This is a genomic window from Methylocapsa acidiphila B2 (assembly GCF_000427445.1).
In the GTDB taxonomy this organism is placed as follows: Bacteria; Pseudomonadota; Alphaproteobacteria; order Rhizobiales; family Beijerinckiaceae; genus Methylocapsa; species Methylocapsa acidiphila.
The window spans coordinates 722,339-740,873 of record NZ_KE386496.1 but is presented as its reverse complement, the minus strand read 5'-3'; the positions used below and the strand labels follow the sequence as shown (position 1 = coordinate 740,873).

The 18,535-nt window shown below is 63.0% G+C and carries 16 protein-coding genes; 5 read left to right on the top strand and 11 right to left on the bottom strand.

Annotated elements, in window-relative coordinates; all coding sequences use genetic code 11:
• Nucleotides 1-2: 2 nt before the first annotated feature.
• The 4 genes from METAC_RS25100 to METAC_RS0104975 are packed head-to-tail and all read right to left on the bottom strand — an operon-like array spanning nt 3 to nt 5,308.
• A complete protein-coding gene (locus tag METAC_RS25100) occupies nt 3-1,160 on the bottom strand; it encodes a restriction endonuclease subunit S (protein WP_198017168.1) in 1,158 nt (385 codons plus the stop codon).
• A gap of 35 nt (nt 1,161-1,195) precedes the next feature.
• Complete coding sequence (locus METAC_RS0104985) at nt 1,196-2,755, bottom strand: type I restriction-modification system subunit M (protein WP_026606174.1); 1,560 nt, start codon at nt 2,753-2,755, stop codon at nt 1,196-1,198.
• A complete protein-coding gene (hsdR, locus tag METAC_RS0104980; protein WP_026606173.1) occupies nt 2,742-5,114 on the bottom strand; it encodes an EcoAI/FtnUII family type I restriction enzme subunit R in 2,373 nt (790 codons plus the stop codon). The genes METAC_RS0104985 and hsdR overlap by 14 nt, the downstream gene beginning before the upstream one ends.
• Nucleotides 5,111-5,308 (bottom strand): helix-turn-helix domain-containing protein, encoded by a 198-nt coding sequence (locus METAC_RS0104975; protein ID WP_026606172.1) that lies wholly within the window; start codon nt 5,306-5,308, stop codon nt 5,111-5,113. The genes hsdR and METAC_RS0104975 overlap by 4 nt, the downstream gene beginning before the upstream one ends.
• 216 nt (nt 5,309-5,524) lie before the next feature.
• Here METAC_RS0104975 and METAC_RS0104970 point away from each other — a divergent pair, with 216 nt between their 5' ends.
• Nucleotides 5,525-6,352, top strand: a complete 828-nt coding sequence (locus METAC_RS0104970) for a type IV toxin-antitoxin system AbiEi family antitoxin domain-containing protein (protein WP_026606171.1) — start codon at nt 5,525-5,527, stop codon at nt 6,350-6,352.
• Entirely contained in the window at nt 6,349-7,209 is an 861-nt protein-coding gene (locus tag METAC_RS0104965; protein ID WP_026606170.1) for a nucleotidyl transferase AbiEii/AbiGii toxin family protein, read from the top strand. The genes METAC_RS0104970 and METAC_RS0104965 overlap by 4 nt, the downstream gene beginning before the upstream one ends.
• Here METAC_RS0104965 and METAC_RS0104960 read toward each other — a convergent pair.
• Nucleotides 7,206-7,424 (bottom strand): conjugal transfer protein TraD, encoded by a 219-nt coding sequence (locus METAC_RS0104960; RefSeq protein ID WP_026606169.1) that lies wholly within the window; start codon nt 7,422-7,424, stop codon nt 7,206-7,208. The genes METAC_RS0104965 and METAC_RS0104960 overlap by 4 nt on opposite strands.
• Before the next feature lies 1 nt (nt 7,425).
• Nucleotides 7,426-7,752, bottom strand: coding sequence for a conjugal transfer protein TraD (locus METAC_RS0104955; RefSeq protein ID WP_026606168.1), 327 nt, complete (start codon nt 7,750-7,752; stop codon nt 7,426-7,428).
• A gap of 171 nt (nt 7,753-7,923) precedes the next feature.
• Between METAC_RS0104955 and traA the strand changes: the two genes are divergently transcribed.
• Nucleotides 7,924-10,854 carry a Ti-type conjugative transfer relaxase TraA gene (gene traA / locus METAC_RS0104950; protein WP_026606167.1) on the top strand — a complete coding sequence of 977 codons (2,931 nt, stop codon included), beginning with the start codon at nt 7,924-7,926 and terminating at the stop codon, nt 10,852-10,854.
• Nucleotides 10,855-10,984: 130 nt separating this feature from the next.
• Entirely contained in the window at nt 10,985-11,233 is a 249-nt protein-coding gene (locus METAC_RS0104945) for a helix-turn-helix transcriptional regulator (protein WP_026606166.1), read from the top strand.
• Nucleotide 11,234: 1 nt separating this feature from the next.
• On the opposite strand, the gene METAC_RS0104940 is transcribed toward METAC_RS0104945, so the two are convergent.
• Together METAC_RS0104940 and guaA are read right to left on the bottom strand one after the other, a co-directional pair.
• The gene (locus METAC_RS0104940; protein WP_026606165.1) at nt 11,235-12,584 is read right to left on the bottom strand and encodes a tyrosine-type recombinase/integrase; all 1,350 of its coding nucleotides are present in this window, start codon (nt 12,582-12,584) and stop codon (nt 11,235-11,237) included.
• 221 nt (nt 12,585-12,805) lie between these two features.
• Nucleotides 12,806-14,404 carry a glutamine-hydrolyzing GMP synthase gene (gene guaA / locus METAC_RS0104935; protein ID WP_036255302.1) on the bottom strand — a complete coding sequence of 533 codons (1,599 nt, stop codon included), beginning with the start codon at nt 14,402-14,404 and terminating at the stop codon, nt 12,806-12,808.
• Nucleotides 14,405-14,489: 85 nt separating this feature from the next.
• Between guaA and METAC_RS0104930 the strand changes: the two genes are divergently transcribed.
• A complete protein-coding gene (locus METAC_RS0104930; RefSeq protein WP_026606163.1) occupies nt 14,490-15,953 on the top strand; it encodes a cryptochrome/photolyase family protein in 1,464 nt (487 codons plus the stop codon).
• A 59-nt stretch (nt 15,954-16,012) separates the two neighbouring features.
• Here METAC_RS0104930 and METAC_RS0104925 read toward each other — a convergent pair whose 3' ends face one another.
• The 3 genes from METAC_RS0104925 to METAC_RS0104915 all read right to left on the bottom strand — a co-directional run bounded on the left by METAC_RS0104925 (nt 16,013) and on the right by METAC_RS0104915 (nt 18,447).
• Entirely contained in the window at nt 16,013-16,702 is a 690-nt protein-coding gene (locus METAC_RS0104925; protein ID WP_026606162.1) for a hypothetical protein, read from the bottom strand.
• Nucleotides 16,703-16,771: 69 nt separating this feature from the next.
• Entirely contained in the window at nt 16,772-17,575 is an 804-nt protein-coding gene (locus METAC_RS0104920) for an SDR family NAD(P)-dependent oxidoreductase (RefSeq protein ID WP_026606161.1), read from the bottom strand.
• Nucleotides 17,575-18,447, bottom strand: a complete 873-nt coding sequence (locus METAC_RS0104915) for a ChbG/HpnK family deacetylase (protein WP_026606160.1) — start codon at nt 18,445-18,447, stop codon at nt 17,575-17,577. The genes METAC_RS0104920 and METAC_RS0104915 overlap by 1 nt, the downstream gene beginning before the upstream one ends.
• Nucleotides 18,448-18,535: the final 88 nt, after the last annotated feature.

Sequence of the window (18,535 nt, the reverse complement as noted above, 5' to 3'; positions counted from 1 at the left end):
CGTCACAATTCCCCCTTGAACGCCTTGTCGAGAATCGCGGGAAGCATGGCGTCCAGCTCGGCGGCGGTTTCGTTTTGGAGCTTTGCGAGGGTATCGAGTTTACCTTTGAGGCTCTCAAGATCGGACAACATCTCCTGCTGCTTCGATACCGTCGGCACTGGTATCTCCAGCTCTCGAACGTCCTTGAGGTTGATGCCAAGATATGAGGTTCCGCGCACGTTGCCGTGCATCTTGGCCTGAGAGCTTCGTGCCGAGAGCAGAAACATCGCAAATCGAGGTAGCACTTCATCAGTAAGAGGGATGACCGCGATCTCACGCGATACATTTCCGCCCGCCATACTCTCGGGGCAGACAGCAAGCTCACCAACTCCGCCGCGTATTCGCAAAAGAAGCTCGCCACCTTGCAAGCGAGTTCTTAAATAGCCTCTTTCGATTTCTGGATCGACGAGCTTCACTCCGCTGGTGTTGACGTGAAACCATTGAAGGTCGCCGGCTCGGAGCGTTGGAATCCCCCCCTCAAACTCGGTCCCGGTTTGTACTATTCCGTATGAAATGCCCCGGTCTGGATCGACCAGTGAAGAGAGCTTGCGTATAGGCGCAGACGTGCCCGCGCGAAGGAGCATGCTCTCGCACGCTGCGGATAGGAGACTCTCGGATTCGCTGGTTGATTTGGACCGTACATCCCGTGCGCTCCCGATTTTGGTCGCTAACTCCTCGATGCGCTCCGCGATCCGTTGTTGCTCGGAAAGGTCTGGAAGCGGAATAGCAAGGTCGAGAAAACGCGGCGGATTGAGTGTCAGTTTGGAGAGCGCTGCGGAGCCCGTGGACATGACCCGTGCCTGTTCCCATACGTTGGGATGCCGAAAGAACCACGTAAGGTACTTTTCAGAGACGCGTGCCCTGTCGAGCTCGTATGTTGGAAACTTGTCGGAGACGAACATGCCGTCGAGTTCTGGCGGCACAATCCCGAACGTGCCTTTCCATGCAAACAGCTTGTTGTAGATAACATCTCCTTCCCTGATGACGAAATGGCTCTTCTTCATGATTGCCATCGCGGGTTTGAGTTCGCGGTGAAACGGTCCGGCGCCATAGAGCCGCATACCGACGAGATTCGCGTCCTCATCTGCTGCAAGGAGGTAGCGCCGTAGATTTGGCCGCATGATCTCTCTGAATGCTACTCGTTGGGCGCTCCCTTTCATTTCGGCGCACCCAGGTAGCCTTTGATCTCCCGCATTAGCTCGGCGATGCGCAGCTCCTTCGTCAGAATCTCATCGGCAAGCTGATCCGGGGGTAGATGTTCTAAATCCACCATCCCGCGCGGGTTCTTCCGGTCGAGGTTACAGTTGGTTGCGAGCAGCTCTTGGGCCGACACCTTCCAGGCCTGATCGTTCTCCTCACGCTTGCTCCACCAAGCCATGCAGTCTTTGAAGTCGTCAAACTGCATGGGTTGGGTTTTGGTGTAATTCTTGCGTCCTTCGGGCAACGGCTGCTCATAATACCACACCTCTTTCGTTGGCCCGGAACGGTCGAAGAACAGGATGTTGGTTGGGATAGGTGTGTAGGGAGAGAACACGCCATTCGGCAGCCGCACGATGCTATGAAGGTTGAACTCCTTGATTAGCTCTTCCTTGATACGCGCGCAGACGCCATCACCAAAAAGCGTCCCGTTCGGCACGACCACAGCGGCGCGGGCGGGCCTCCCCGCAGGCGTCGGCTGGCGCTTGAGCTTGCGCATGATTAGCTGAAGGAAAAGAAGTGCCGTCTCGGAAGTCTGGCGGTCGTTTGGGAAGTTACCCTGAATGCCTTTTTCTTCCTCGCCGCCGAAAGGCGGGTTGGTGAGGATTACATCCACGCGCTCTTTCTCGCCAATCTCGGAGAGTTTGAAGCGAAGGGCATTGCCGGGGTCGATCTGTGGCGCGTCCAGCCCATGCAGCAGAAGGTTCATCTGGCAGAGCAGATAAGGCAGGGATTTGGGTTCGCAGCCGGCGATGGTTTCGTGCTGAAGGCGCTTGCGGTCTGCGACTGTCTTCACCTGTTTTTCAAGGTGGTTGTACGCTTCCACCAGAAACCCGCCCGTGCCGCTGGCCGGGTCGAGGACGGTCTCGCCAAGGCGCGGGTCGGTGACTTCCACCATGAAGCGAACGACGGCGCGCGGCGTGTAGAACTCGCCGGAATCGCCCGCCGCGTCGCGCATTTCGCGGAGCATGGATTCATAGAGCGCGCCGAGGGTGTGAAGCTCGTTCGATGACGTGAAGTGAATCCCGCCAACCTTGTTGATGATGTCGCGGAGCAGATAACCGCTTTTCATGCGGTTATCGACACCCCTGAACACGGTGGCGATCACGTCGCGGCGATTGTCGCCATTGGAGCTTGAGAGCGAGCGCAGGTAAGCGAACAGGCCGGGGCCTTTCTTACCGTCGGCACGCACGGCTTCCTCGGAATTAATGAAGGAAAGCAATTCATCGCCCGTGACACCCTGCGGATCGGCGGCCCAATCGCGCCAGCGATACGGGGCCTCGATGGCCGCCTTGAACTTCTTGCCCGATAGCGCGGTTTCCTCCTCGCGCTGCCGCTCAAGGTCGTCGAGGAATTTCAGGAACATGATCCAGGTGAGAAGCGGCAGACGGTCGAGGTCGCCGTTCAGCCCCTTGTCCTTGCGCATGATGTCGCGCGCGGACTTGAGCAGGCTCCCGAGCATCTGGGAGGTCGTCATCGGCGCGGCGTCTGCGCCGTTCTTCCCTTTAGTTCGTGCCATAGAGCAGTCCTTGCAGGTCGGTTACGGCCCGGCGAAGCTCGTCGGGGCCACCGAACAGCTTGATGATTTCGGCGGGCTGGCCGTGGGTTGAGATGGGCGGAACCTTGAGCACGTCGGGCAGGACAAACTGCGCATCGCCGTGTTCCGCATATTTTTCCAGAAGCTCGTCCAGCACCTGACGCGCCTCGGGGGAGAACTTCTCGAAATAGTCCTTGCGCTCGGCCTTGAGGCGCTGCGCCCGCTCGCGCCGGGTGCGAAGCGGTGCGTTGAAGGCCAGATGGCAAAGCAGGTCGAAGGGGTCGGCGTCGGCCTGACCCGTCTGTTCGGCCAACACGTCAAAGTCGATGCCGCGCTCGGCCAGCGCGGCGATGATCTCGCTGCGCTGGTCTGCGTCCGCCCAACGCTTGCGAAGCTCGGCGGAGGTCGGCGCAAGCGACCGGACGCTTTCCGCGGCGTAGTCAGTGTATTTGACGACGCGAAGCTGCTTGCCGTTCGGATCAAGCTCGTGGACCAGGTGGGCCACGACTTCGACCTGGCCGCCGTCGAAATAGAATTTGCGCGGCTCGCCGGTCGGCGGTTCGATCACGCCGGGTTCGCCTTCCTCGGGTGGGGCAGGCTCCGGTTCCTGCCCTTCGGGGACGATCTCCGTCGTCGCGGTGGTTTCCCCGGCATCGTTCACTTCTTCTTCCGTGATCCGGGCCGGATCGCCGTCGAAGTCCGGGTCGGCGAACATGCGGGTGGCCGACCCGGTGTAGTCCAGGATGTTGAACCACAGCTTGCCGTAATCGTCGCGCAGGCGCGTCCCGCGCCCGATGATCTGCTTGAACTCGCTCATGGACCCGACGACGCGCGCCAGAACGACGTTCTTGCAGGTCGGCGCATCAACGCCGGTCGTAAGAAGCTGCGACGATGTGAGGATGACCGGCGTTTTGGTTTCGAGGTCCTGGAACTTGGACAGATGACCGCGCCCGATTGCGCCTTCGTCGGCGGTGACGCGCGCCACATAGTCGGGATACTGCGCTACAAGGTCGGCATTGAGGTTGACCAGCGCCTGCCGCATTTCCGAGGCGTGCTCCTGATCGACGCAGAACACGATGGTCTTGGCGAAGCGGTCGGTCTTTTTGAGGAAGTCGGTAAGGTGGCGGGCGATGGCTTCCGTGCGGGCGCGCAAGGCGATGGCCCGTTCAAAATCCTTGGTCTGGTATTCATCGTCAGGGATCGTGCGGCCAAAACGATCCACCTCGTCCTTGCTGGGCCGCCATCCGGCGGCGTCCCATTGGGTGACGACGCGATGCACCCGGTAGGGCGCGAGAAAACCGTCGTCGATGCCCTGGCGCAGGCTGTATTCGTAAATCGAGTTGCCGAAATAGAGATAGGTGTCGCGGTTGTCCTCGCGCAGTGGCGTGGCCGTCATGCCAAGCTGGTACGCGGGCTTGAAATGCTCAAGGATGACGCGCCACGAACTGTCGTCCCGCGCGCTTCCCCGGTGGCATTCATCGACGATGATGAGGTCGAAGAAGTCCGGCGGATAATCGCGGAAAAGCCCGGCGCGGCGCTCGTCCTCGGCCAGCGCCTGGTAGATGGCGAAATACATTTCCCGGCTTTTGACGATCTCGCCGGATTCGATCTTGTGGCGCGCGTCCCCGAAGGGAGTGAAGGTCTTGTCCTTCGGGTCGTCAATGAGGATGTTGCGATCCGCAAGGAACAGGATGCGCGGCTTGCGATGCTCTCCGGTCGTGTTCCAGCGGCTCGACCAGAGCTTCCAGCAAATCTGGAAGGCCACGATGGTCTTGCCCGTTCCCGTCGCCATGGTGAGAAGCAGGCGCTTCTTTCCGGCAAGGATGGCTTCGACCGCCCGGTTGATGGCGATCTGCTGGTAGTATCTCGGCGGCTTGTCGCCGACCGTGTTGTAGGGAGCGATCAGGTGCTCCACGCGCTCGGGCGTGTCGATTCCGCTGCCCGCCTGATAGCGCCGCCAAAGGTCATCAGGTGTGGGGAAGTCGGCAACGCGCGTTTCCGTCCCCTTGAAATAGTCGATCTCGATGATTTCGGCGCCGTTGGTGGCGTAAGCGTATTTGAGGTCGAGGATTTCCGCATAGTCGCGGGCCTGTTGCACGGCATCGGTCGCTGATTTGTAGCTGGCCTTCGCCTCGACCACGGCGAGCGGAAAATCCCGCGTAAAGCGCAGCAGGTAATCAACCCGCTTGGGCGGCTTGCGGACAAAACCCTTGCCCACGGGAATGACGCGGCCATCCGTGATGGTGCGCTGCTCGGCGATGGAATGAGGGTCGCTATCCCAACCGGCGGATTGCAGCTTGGGCACGACGAATTTTCGGCACGTGTCGGCTTCGTTCGTCATGCGCCCCCGCTGCCCCCCTGCTGTTCCTCAACCTTACGCTTTATCCAGTTTGCGATTTCCTGCCGCTGGAATCGCCACGATCCACCGACCTTGAAGCCAGGAATCTTGCCTGCCGAGGCGAGCTTGTAGGCGGTCTTCTCATTGATCTTGAGAAGTTCCGCCACCTCCCGGATCGTCAGGATTTCGTCGGTCATGCGCCTGCCGTGACACGTGGTTGGAGAAGTATATAGAAGATCGGAGAAAATCAGGGAAGATAATGGTGATCGTCCATCCTTGCGGTGGGCAGCGGTGGCGGGGACCGGAGCCGCCGCAGCATCATATTGAAAAACAGGCCCTGAAAGCGGATTTTTAAGGATGATCCGATCATAGAGTCATATTGAGAATTCCGCGTTAAGAGCGGATAATGAGATATGGTTCGAGTCGAACGATCAGCCCTCTCCTCCTACGCTTCCGGCCTGCTTGCTGCGGGCCGGGGAGTCTTTTCTGCGGATGAAGCGCAGAAGGAAATCGGCATCAGTCGGGGCGCATTCCTCGACGCCGCCGAGCGATTGCAGCGGCGCGGCCAGCTCATCCGGCCCCGGCGCGGCTTCTATGTGGTCGTGCCGCCCCAGCATTCCACGACGGGAGCGCCGCCGCCCGAGTGGTACATCGACGCCCTGATGCGCCATGAAAAGCGGCCCTACTATGTGGGGCTGCTGACGGCGGCGGCGGCCCACGGGGCTTCCCATCAGGCTGTCATGGAGTTTCAGGTCGTGACGGACAAACTCCTGCCCGAAATTGAGGCAGGACGGACGCGGATCGTCTTTTCCTACCGCAAGGACATGGCGGCGGTGTCGGCGGGGATCGAGGACCGCAAGACGCAATCGGGCTATATGAAGCTGTCCTCGCCGGAACTGACGGCGCTCGACCTGGTGCGCTATCCGCATTCCGGCGCGGGTCTGGACAACATCGCGACGGTGCTTTCCGAGCTTGCCGAACGGCTGCAACCGGAAAAGCTCGCCTCCCTGTCGGGCGCTTTTGAGAAGGCGGTCGCGCAGCGCCTTGGGCACCTTCTCGGAAGGTTGGGGCACCCGCAGATAGCCGAAGCGATGTTCGCGGCGTTGTCGGCGCGCGGGCCGCTGCCGTGGGTCGAACTCGATCCCAAACAGGCAGGTGATCCCGATTTGTCGCCGCCGCCATCCGAACGCGATGAACGCTGGCGCGTGATCGTTCGCCGACCACCGGAGATCGACGAATGATCCCGCAGGATTACATCACCGCTTGGAACCGTGTCGCGCCGTGGGCAAGCCAGCGGCAAGTCGAGCAAGACCTCATCATCAGCCGCGCGCTTGTCGCCATCTTCTCCGATCCGTTCCTGCGCGGCGAACTGCGCTTCCGTGGCGGCACGGCGCTCAACAAGCTGCATTTCCCCGCGCCGCTGCGCTATTCCGAGGACATCGACCTCGTGCGGGCGAGCGCCGGCCCGATTGGTCCGGTCCTCGACGGTATTCGCGCCGTGCTGGAACCGTGGCTTGGCAAGGCAAAGTCCGATCCAAGCCCCGTCGCTCCCAAACTCCGCTTTCGCGTCAATGCGGAAGGCGAGCCCGCCGATGCGCGCATCAACCTCAAGGTCGAAATCAACACGCGCGAGCGCGAAGCCTACGATCCCCCCATCGAGATTCCGTTCGGCGCCGAAAACCCGTGGTTCACCGGTGAGGCCGCAATCCCGACTTTCTCGCGGGAGGAAATGCTGGCGACCAAGCTGCGTGCTTTGCTTCAGCGCAACAAGGGCCGCGATCTGTTCGACCTCGATCACGCGCTCACCGTGTTCGAGGGGCTGAACACAGCCCGGATCGTCGAATGTTTCCGGCTCTACATCGAGAAGGCGGAGATAGCGATTTCCAGGGCCGAAGCGCAGCAGCGCATGTTCCAAAAACTCGCCAATCCGACCTTCTTCACCGACATGCGCCCGCTGCTTTCGACGGATCGCGCCAAAGCGCTGACCGACGAGACGCTCAAAGCCACTTTCGTCAAGGTGATGAAGGAACTGATCGACCGGATACCGGGCGACGAATGGGCAAAGGCCAAGGAAATGCGGGAACGGTTTGGAGTCTAGCCATCGTCGAATGCCTGCTTCCCCTTCGCGGCCCAAAGGCTTCGTGCGTGTTCCCCTTCGTCGCTCTGGAGCTTGTCGGCCATCCAAAGCAGCGCGCCGTAGATCATGGCGCGATCATCGCCGGTCAGGTCCACGATCCTGGCTTTGACGACGAGGCCACCCAGCTCGATCAGATGCCGCGTGCGCTTGCGACTCTCGACCTGCCAGGTGCGCATGTCATGACGCGCCTGCGCCGCCTGATGCCGATGGCGCGCCGCCCGGTTGCGTCGCAGCGCCGCCCGTGTCGCGGTCAGGCGCCGATGCAGGTCGCCGCGACCGGCCCTGAAAGAATGCGGCCCCGCGTTTCGCCCATGCCTCCCTCTTTCCGGCATCTTTGGTTTCGGCCAGCACGATCAGCGCGCCAGCCAGTTCGTCGGCGCTGAGGGCGTCGGCGCCGGTCGAGATGACTAGTTCGCCAAGCTGCTGCACCTTGCGGGCTTTCAGGTCTCGCGCCTTGTCTTCGAGCGACCTCAGTTCCGCGTCGAAGTCCCGTGGCTTGCGCATCATATCCTCCATAAGCTGTCGATGGAGCGATGATAGTTGAGCGCCTGCCGCAATGCTGTAAGGTTGCCGGGACGGGCTGAAACGGCGCGAGCAGTCCCGAGAAATTAGTTTCGAGGGCGCGCTTATACGTCGTTCCGACGTGCGCTTCGCCGTGGTGATGTTCGGATCGCGATGGCGATCTATCATCTTCACGTCAAGGTCATCGGCCGCAAGGCCGGCTCCAGCGCGGTGGCCTCCGCCGCCTACCGCTCGGCCTCTCGGCTGCGCGACGATCGGCTTGAGCGCAGCCACGACTTCTCCAACAAGCGCGGCGTCGTCCACTCCGAGGTCATGCTGCCGGAGGATGCGCCCGAACAATGGAGCGACCGCGAACGGCTCTGGAACGATGTCGAGGCGTTCGAGGTCAGGAAGGACGCACAGCTCGCCCGCGAGGTCGAGTTTGCCCTTCCGCGCGAGATGACGCAAGCACAGGGCATCGAACTCGCCCGCGATTTCGTGCAGGCGGAGTTTGTCGATCAGGGCATGATCGCCGACCTCAATGTGCATTGGGACATGGCCGAGGACGGGACGCCCAAGCCCCACGCCCATGTCATGCTGACCATGCGATCCGTGGACGAAAACGGCTTCGGCCAAAAGGTGCGGGACTGGAACCGCACCGAGATGGTCGAGCGTTGGCGCGAACGCTGGGCGGAGCTGGCCAACGAGCGGCTGGCCGAACTCGACATCGACGCGCGCATCGACCATCGCAGCCTGGAGGCGCAGGGCATCGCGCTGGAGCCACAAAGCCAGATGGGCGCAACCGCGCAGCGGATCGAGGGCGAAGGGATCGAGGCCGCCGACCGCGCAGACATGCACCGCGAGATCGCGCGCAACAACGGCGCACGGATCATCGCCGATCCTTCGGTGGCGTTCGACGCGATCACCCACCAGCAATCGACCTTCACGCGGCGCGACATGGCGATGTTCGCGCACCGGCACAGCGACGGAATCGAGCAGTTCAACGCAGTCATGGGCGCGATGCGGAGCGCGCCCGAGCTGGTCGAACTCGGCGCGGACGGACGCGGCGCGGACCGCTTCACCACCCGCGAGATGATCGAGGCCGAGCAGCGCCTGCACCGCGCCGCCGAACTCATGGCCGAGACGGAACGCCATGGCGTGCGTGATGCGGATCGCGAAGCGGCGCTGGCGCGCGCAGAAGCGCGCGGCCTTGTGCTTTCGGGGGAGCAGGCCGAGGCGCTTACGCATGTCACGGACGGGCGCGATCTCGGCGTCGTCGTCGGCTATGCCGGGACGGGAAAGAGCGCGATGCTGGGCGTGGCGCGCGAAGCCTGGGAAGCGGCGGGCTACGAGGTCCGGGGCGTGGCGCTGTCCGGCATCGCGGCCGAGAATCTGGAAAGCGGATCGGGCATCGCGTCGCGCACCATCGCCAGCATGGAACACGGTTGGGGACAGGGCCGCGACGTGCTCACTTCCCGCGATGTGCTTGTCATCGACGAGGCGGGCATGGTCGGCACGCGCCAGTTGGAGCGCGTGCTGTCCCATGCCGCCGAGGCCGGCGCCAAGGTCGTGCTGGTCGGCGATCCGCAGCAGTTGCAATCCATCGAGGCGGGCGCGGCGTTCCGCTCCATTCACGAACGCCACGGCGGCGCGGAGATCGGCGAGGTGCGCCGCCAGCGGGAGGACTGGCAGCGCGACGCCACACGCGATCTGGCGACCGGCCGCACCGGCGGCGCGATCCATGCCTATGACAGTCACGGCATGGTCCATGCCGCCCCGACACGGAAACAGGCGCGCGACGATCTGATCGACCGCTGGGACCGCGAGCGGCAGGCGTCGCCCGACAAGAGCCGCATCATCCTCACCCACACCAACGACGAGGTGCGCGCGCTAAACGAGGTGGCGCGTGGGCGGATGCGGGAAGCCGGCGATTTGGGCGATGACGTGCGCCTGACGGTCGAACGCGGCGCGCGCAGCTTCGCCAGCGGGGATCGCGTCATGTTCCTGCAAAACGAGCGCGGCCTTGACGTGAAGAACGGCACGCTCGGGACCGTCGAGCAGGTCAGCGAACGATTCATGTCCGTGCGCACCGACGACGGGCGCAGCATCTCGTTTGACCTTAAGGATTACGACCGCATCGACCACGGCTATGCCGCGACCATCCACAAGGCGCAGGGCATGACAGTGGACCGCACCCATGTCCTGGCAACGCCGGGCCTGGACGCCCACGGCAGCTATGTCGCCCTGTCGCGCCACCGCGATGGCATGGACCTGCACTATGGCCGCGATGACTTCGCTGACGAGAACAGGCTTGTCCGCACCCTGTCGCGCGACCGCGCCAAGGACATGGCGTCGGATTACGAGCCGGCACAGAGCTACGCCGAGCGGCGCGGCATCACCTTCCGCGAGCGGGTGGAGCGGGTGGTCGAGATCGTCAAGCAGGTTCCCGAGAAGGTGCGCGGCATGTTCGACGGCCTGCGCCTGCCCGCCGATGGCGGGCAGGAGCCGGAACGGGCGGCGCCGGAAAGGGAGAAGGCGGCAGACCCGGAGGAGGCTTTGCGCCGCGCCCGAACCAGGGCGCTCGTCCGCCATGCCCGCGCCGTGGATGCGATCTTCGAGGCGCAGGAGCGGGGCGGCAGGGCCAGCCCGGAGCAGGTGACAGAATTGCAGGACGCCCGCAAAGCCTTCGAGGAGGTGCGGCCCTACGGCCCGCACGACGCCGAAGCCGCCTACAAGAAGAGCCCGGAGCTTGCCTCGGAAGCGGCCACGGGCCAGGTCAATCGCACCGTGCGCGCCCTCCAGCTCGAAACCGAGCTGCGCACCGATCCGCAGATTCGTGCGGATCGCTTCGTGGAGCGTTGGCGGAGCCTCGACCGCGCTAGCCGGCATCAGTACCAAGCGGGCGACATGTCCGGTTACAAGTCCACGCGGTCGGCGATGGGCGACATGGCGAAGAGCCTCGAACGCGATCCCCAACTTGAATCCATCCTCGAAGGCCGCAAGCGAGACCTTGGTATCGGAATCGACTCGGGCCGCAGCCTTGGTCGGGAACTCGCGTTCAGCCACGGCATCGACCTCGGCAGAGGCCGGGGTATCGGACTGTAGAACTATCCTATTTTCCGCCGCCTCTACGCCACACTACTACGACCTCTAAATGTCTATTGCACAACAACAAATCATCGCTCTGTCTGGTCTCTGCAATCGTCAGAAACACCCAGCAGGAGGCAGCGCAACCATGCTCGTAGCAGACCGTATCGTCCGCATGAAAACCGTTCTCGCCCGCGCCGGTCTGTCCCGTTCCACCATCTACCGCAAGATCGCCGAGGGCACGTTCCCCGCCCAGGTGAGGATCAGCGTCAATGGTGCGGGCTGGCGGGAATCCGACATCGACCGCTGGATTGCCGATCCCGCTGGCTGGCGAGCCACCAATGAACCGACAAATGGTCGGAAGGAGGATGACAGAATAGACGCGAGCCGCACGTAGTTCAGAGATCGTCGTCCAGTTCGTCGTCGTGGACCTCGGCGGCACGCTGCTTCGCGTCGGCGATCAGGTCTTTTGCGGATTCCCCCTTTACCCAAGCGTCGAGTATGTCAGCCCAGCACTGAAGCATGATCTTCCGCTCGGCGAGGTAGCGGTTCACGTTGTAGACAGCCGCGATCCGGTTCCGAGGCGCGTGAGCCAAGCTCATCTCGATCCAGCGATCATCGAACTTGGCGCGGTTCAGGCCGGTCGAAAACGTGCGGCGCAGGTCGTGAACGCCGAAGCTTTGAAAGTCCGGGTCATCCTCGCGGATACGCTCCACAACCGTATCGATCACGCGGTTGAGAGTGGCGTTGCTTATGGGCGTATCGCCATCGTACCGACCGGGGTGCAGGTATCGGCTGGCGCCGAACATGGTGCGGAACGCCGTCAGAATGTCGAGCGCCTGATCGCTCAGTGGGATGACATGCGCCTTGCCGGCCTTCATGCGCTCGGCCGGGATCGTCCAGCGCGCGACGGCGAAGTCGATTTCCTTCCATGTGGCGTCGATGAACTCCGACTTACGAACGCCGGTCAGCAGGACAAACTTCACCGCTGAGCGCAGCGTGGGCGCCGCCGTCACATGATCCAAAGCCGCCAGGACCGCGCGAACCTCGGATGGCGACAGGGCGCGCTCGCGCGGCTCGAAGGTGGCGATGGCACTGGTGCGGATCGACTCGGCCGGGTTGCTCACGTCCAGCCCGCTTCCCTGGGCATGGCGGAATACCAGCAATACGACCTCGCGGACATGCACGGCGACGGCTGGCCCGCGCTTCTCCTTAACCTCGTCGCACAGACGTTTGAGGCGTTGCGGCGTCACCTCCCCCAGCTTGAGCTTCGACAACTCTCCGGCAATGGCGCGATCATAGACCGATCGGCGCATCGCCAGGGTGCTGTCAGCCAGTTTCTCGGCCCCCGACTTAGGGTCGGCTTTGTGCTTGAAGTAGGCTTCCGCCCATCCGCCGAACGACAACGCCTCGGCTGATGCGGTGCGCTTCTCCACTTTCGCTTTCGACGGCGACTCGCCCCGCTCGACCTGACGCCGGGCACGCGCCAACAGCGTCCGGGCCTCAGCAAGCGACACGTCCATTCCGTATTCCAGCGCGTCAGGCGCCCGTGTCAGCTTGCGCGCCACCTCGGCGCTATACCGGCCGATGGTCAACACCTCCTGCCGCCCGTTCACTCGGTACTGGTACCGGAACGATATGACCCCGGTTGGCGTGACGGCCGCGTGCATCCCGTCGCGGTCCGTCACCTTGTAGAGCTTGGCCCTCGGCTTCAGATTTTTCAGTTCTTTATCAGTGAGATCGCCCATAAATCCGCATCCGGCCCGGGGGCGAACGGATACCAACAAGAGGGGTTGTTGGTAGCGCGAGCCCGTTTCTCGACCATCCTGCGCCATACCAACATCGCTACCAACAAAGTGGCCGGGTTAGGGTGACATGCAGCGATACGGGGTGGGAAAAATAATCCTTGTCAGTCAAAGAGATCGTGCGATTTCTGGCACGGAGCGAGATGGTCTGAAACGACCTTAGATCACTCCCACTCGATCGTCCCCGGCGGCTTGCTCGTCACGTCATAGACGACGCGGTTGACGCCCTTCACCTCGTTGATAATGCGGGTCGCCGCGCGGCCGAGAAAGCCCATGTCGAACGGATAGAAATCCGCCGTCATCCCGTCGGTCGAGGTCACGGCGCGCAAGGCGCAGACGAATTCGTAAGTCCGCCCGTCGCCCATGACGCCCACGGTTTGCACCGGCAGAAGCACGGCGAAGGCCTGCCAGATCTCGTCATAGAGCCCGGCCTTGCGGATCTCGTCGAGATAGATGGCGTCGGCCTTTCGCAAAATCTCGAGCTTTTCCGGCGTGATCCCGCCGGGACAACGGATCGCGAGGCCCGGCCCCGGAAACGGATGGCGGCCGACGAAGGCCTCGGGCAGGCCTAGCTCGCGGCCAAGCGCGCGCACCTCGTCCTTGAATAATTCGCGTAAAGGTTCGACGAGCTTCATATTCATGCGCTCGGGCAGGCCGCCGACATTGTGATGCGACTTGATTGTGACCGACGGCCCGCCACTGAAGGAGACGCTTTCGATCACATCAGGGTAGAGCGTGCCTTGGCCGAGAAATTCCGGCGCGCCGCGCCCGTCGGCCGCGATCTTCTTGGCCTCGGCCTCGAAGGCGGCGACGAACAACCGCCCGATCGTCTTACGCTTCTCTTCTGGATCCCGGATGCCGATCAGGGCGTTGAGGAACAGATCCTGCGCTTCGACGTGAACGAGCGGAATATTGTAATGGCCGCGAAAAAGACCAACGACCTCCTCAGCCTCGCCCTGGCGCAAAAGCCCATGGTCGACGAAGACGCAGGTCAGCCGATCGCCGATCGCCTCATGGATCAGGACGGCGGCGACCGCCGAATCGACCCCGCCCGAAAGGCCGCAAATGACCCGGCCCGCGCCGACCTGCGCCCGGATCGCCGCGATAGCCTCCTGTCGGAAAGCCCGCATGGTCCAGTCGGACTGGAGCCCCGCGACCTTGTGCACGAAATTGGAGAGGAGCTTGGCGCCGTCCGGCGTATGGGCGACCTCGAGATGAAATTGCACGCCATAAAGCCGCCGCGCCTCGTCGGCTATGGCCGCCATCGGCGCGCTGGGCGAGGTCGCGATGCGAGCGAAGCCTGGCGGCAAAGCCGTCACGGCGTCACCATGGCTCATCCAGACGGGATAGCGGCCACCCTTTTGCCAGACGCCGTCGAACAGCGCGCTTTGCGCCAGAACCTCGACTTCGGCGCGGCCGAATTCGCGATGATGCGAGGCCGAGACCTTGCCGCCGAGTTGCGCCGCCATCGCCTGCTCGCCATAGCAGATGCCGAGCACCGGGACGCCCGCCTTCAGCACGGCGTCGGGCGCGCGCGGCGCGCCTTCGTCATGCACGGAGGCGGGACCGCCCGACAGAATCACCGCCTTGGGGGAAAGGCTAGCGAAAGCGGCCTCCGCCGCTTGAAAGGGCGCGATCTCGCAATAGACGCCGGCCTCGCGGACGCGGCGGGCGATCAATTGCGTCACCTGAGAGCCGAAATCGACGATCAAGACCTTGTCGTGACGCCGGATAATGTCCTTATGGAGATCAGCCTCGGCCATTCGCCGCATCCTTGCGCCCTAAAATGCTCGATTAGGCGATCGCCGTCCCGGGCGCAACCCGCTCTCTCGCCCACATAAGCCTGAAATGGCGAAGGCGCGCGACCCCGCTCCAGCGATCATTTGGTTTCGCGACGATCTGCGGCTCGCCGACAACGCCGCCTTGCGCGCCGCCTGCGAGACCCGCGCGCCCGTTTTCTGCATTTATGTTTTCGAGGATGGCGGGGGCATGCGCCCTTTGGGCGCGGCGTCGCGCTGGTGGCTACATCACGCGCTGGCCGCGCTCAGCGACGGCCTCGCAAAAATAGGCGGCCGGCTCGACCTTCTGCGCGGCGACGCCGAAAAACTCGTTCCGCAACTTATCACGGAGGCGGGCGCAAGCGCCCTTTTTATAACGCGTCGCTATGGCGGCGCGGAAATCGCTCTCGATCGCCGGATCGAAGTCGCGGCGACAAGCGCAGGCGCGCGGGTCGAGAGCTTCGGCGGCCAGCTTCTGCGTGAGCCGGAGGCGGTTGCGACAAAGTCGGGGGCCTACTATCGAGTCTATACGCCCTTTTGGCGCGCCGCCTCGGCCCTGCCCGATCCCGGCGAGCCTTTGGACCCGCCAAGCGCTCTCTCCACCGCGCTCTATCCAGGAGGCGGTCCTGCGAGGGCGAGCCTCGCCGCCCTCGGGCTTCTCCCCCAAGGCCCGGATTGGGCCGAAGGATTTCGCAGGGCCTGGACCCCAGGCGAAAGCGGCGCGCAAAAGCGCCTTTCAGGCTTTCTCGCCCAAGGACTCGCGACCTATGGCGCAGCCCGCGACGAACTCGGACGGGGAGCGACCTCGCGGCTCTCGCCGCATTTGCGCTTCGGTGAAATCTCTCCAAGACAGATATTTCATGGCGTCCGGCGACAGCAGGCGCAACAACCCGAGGCGGAGCGCGGCGCAGACAAGTTTCGCGCCGAGCTCGCCTGGCGCGAGTTCAATTATCACGTACTCTATCATCGCCCCGATGTCGCGACAAAAAATCTACAAGGCCGGTTCGATTCCCTCCCCTGGCGCGATCCGCCGCGAGCCGAGCTCGACGCCTGGCGCATGGGACAAACCGGCTACCCGCTCGTCGACGCCGCAATGCGCGAGCTTTGGACGAGCGGCTTCATGCACAACAGGGCTCGGATGGTCGCCGCCTCCTTCCTGGTGAAACATTTGCTTTGCGATTGGCGCGTCGGCGAAGCCTGGTTCTGGGATACGCTCTGCGACGCAGATCCCGCGAATAATCCCATGAATTGGCAATGGGCGGCGGGATCGGGATTCGATGCGGCCCCATTCTTTCGCGTGTTCAATCCGGTGCTCCAGGGCGAGAAATTCGATTCGACAGGCGCCTATGTCCGCCGCCATGTGCCCGAGCTCGCGCGTCTCCCCGAGAAATGGATTCACCGACCCTGGGAGGCTCCCGCACATGTGTTGAGCGCCGCGCGCCTCAAACTCGGCGAAACCTACCCTCGGCCGATCGTCGACCACGCCTCCGCGCGAACGCGCGCGCTCGAAGCTTTCGCGCGGATCAAGAGATGAATTGCCTGTCGCCGCGCAATCGGGCCGCGCACGAGAAGACAAGCGAACGGATGACGGACTCACAGATTATGATGAACGAGTTGATGATAGATAACGGCGCCAAAAATCGAAAACATAAATGCGATGGCATATTTGACGATAAAGCCGCGATCGAAGCTCCTCCGAAGCCGCTGTAGATCGGCGTCGTCGGATTCACGCGCCAAATCAGCCAGTTTTACGCGAATGGCGCGCTGCACATAGCGCACGCTGGCGAGCGCGACGAAACCGGCAGCGAGATAACCATACCAAAGGCCGCGTTCCCACATGTCCGCTTCACGCGACATGTGACTCCAAAGCTCCGCGATCGCGATCAGCCCCAGCCACCAAACGAAAGTCAACAATCCCATTCCCAAGGAATCATGCAACATGGCGAAGAGATCCTCGCCGAAATATGAAAACGGGTTGAAGAACCATCGATGATTGAAGAGCGCCGCCAGGACCTTGGGCGCCTCCTGAGCGTCGGCCAATCTCACGAGGGCGGCGATGCGTGCGAACAGCTGTCCCACCAGGAGCATGGCGACGAAGAACACCAAAGCCACTTCGCTGAACGCCTGGCCCGTCTCCATTTTGAGGCCCAGAAAAGAGACGTTCCTTTCGGCGGCTGCGGCGGCCAGAAAAATAGCGCTGGCCGCGAGAAGCATCGCATTGACGACATTCTGCAATTGATCGACTTGCTTCTCCATCGCATCAGCCGTCGAGATGGGAATCATCGCCTGCCCCTCATGAGATGAACCTGTCGAAAGCGACCCGCGATTCTTGCTTGGATCGACCGCGTCGCTTCAATTCACGCGACGCCGCGGCCGCGCCCGCCGCGTCGCGCGCGCCATCAGCGGGAAAAACAGCGCATAAGGCAAGAGCCGCGCGGCCTTGAACGCATAGGCGAGCCGGCGTGGAAAAGCGATCTCAAAACCGGTCCGCTCGAAGCCGTCGCAGATGATTCGCGCCGCCTGCTCCGCCTCCATCAGGAAGGGCATGTGGAAATGCGTGGCGTAGGCCGTCATATCCGTGCGGACAAAGCCGGGATTCACGATTTGAAACGAAACGCCTGTAGAGTCGTGGGTAAGCTTCAAGGCCTCTGCCATGGCGATCAGAGCCGCCTTGGCCGCGCCATAGGCGGCCGATCCCGGTATTCCGCCATAGCCCGCGAGTGAGGCGTTGATCGCGATCTGGCCCCTGCCGCGCCGCTCCATCGCGGCAAGCAAAGGATCGAGGCAATTAAGCGTCCCGCCGACATTGACCTCGAACGTCCGCCAGGCCAGCGCTGCGGTAAAGCTTTCTGCTTCGGCCGGAAAATAAACCCCCGCGTTCAGGAAGGCGAGCGCGATCGGCCCATGCGCCGCCTCGATCTCATGGACCAAAGCCGCCATAGGGGCGCGCTCGCCTATATCGCCGGGAAAGCCGAAGATGTTTTTATATTCCGCCGCCAATGCCGCGAGCTCGCTCTCGCGACGCGCCGTGACGGCGACCCTATAGCCGCGACGGGCAAGCTCGATCGCGACGGCGCGGCCGATGCCGGCGCTCGCCCCGGTCACCCAGGCGACGCCATCCTTCGGAGTCGCGCGGAATCTTGCTCTCTGGCGCATCAAAGCCTGTTTCCCTCGATCACGCCGAAGGACGCAAGCTTCGCCCCTCTGGCTGCGAGCAGGCTGGAGAAGGCAGGCGACAGGAGAAAAGCGAGTTCACGCTCGCGCGTGACCGTCACGGGATCGAGCCGAACCAGCTCCTCGTCGCTATATCCGGGATGACACATGATGAGATGGCGGCGTCCCGGCGCGCGCAGATAGGCGACGAAATCGGCGGCATAGTCGCGCCCCGCGTCGAAGCTCGAGAAGCCGGAAAAGCCGGAATTGACCGAAAAGCCGCGCGCGCGGGCCTCTCGGGCGAAGCCCTTCGACAGCCATGCGAGCGCTAGCGCCTTCTTCAGCTCGACGCCCCGCCGCAGGATGGAGAGCGGGTCATCACCACTGTCGCGCAGCCAGAGCTTGCCAGCGTGACCTTTCTCCTCCAGGGCGTCGAGAAGCCAACCGCGAATCTGCGGCAGAACCTGGACATGCTGATGTCCGTCGACGAAATCGGGCGCGGCCCCGAAATGCTCCTGAAAGGCGTCGATCTGGCGCGAGATTTCTTGCCTGATCTCGGCCTCCGGCAGCTCGGATTTGCGCGCTCCGCGGAGCACGGCCCCAATGCCCGGCAGCCCGCCTGAAGGCGCGAATTTCGGCATAAGGCTAAGCGGCGCGCCGAGCGTCAAATTGAGATGCAGCCCGATGTCGACCTCGCCTTTGAACGGCTTCAGCGCGCGAGCGCCCTCTGGCCAAGCGGGCCTCGTCGTCATGACGCTCGTCGCGCTGAGGCGCCCGGCGGCGATCGCTTCGAGAATGCCGCGGCTCACGCCCGGCGACAAAGCGAAATCATCGGCGCAGAGATTGATGGAAAAAGAGGCTTCGGCCGGGCGCATGAACCAATGAAATCCTTCCGGCGAGGTTGCAGGACCATGGCCTCGTCCGCGCCCTCGTCTTGCCCAATTCGGTGGCGCAGACTAGATC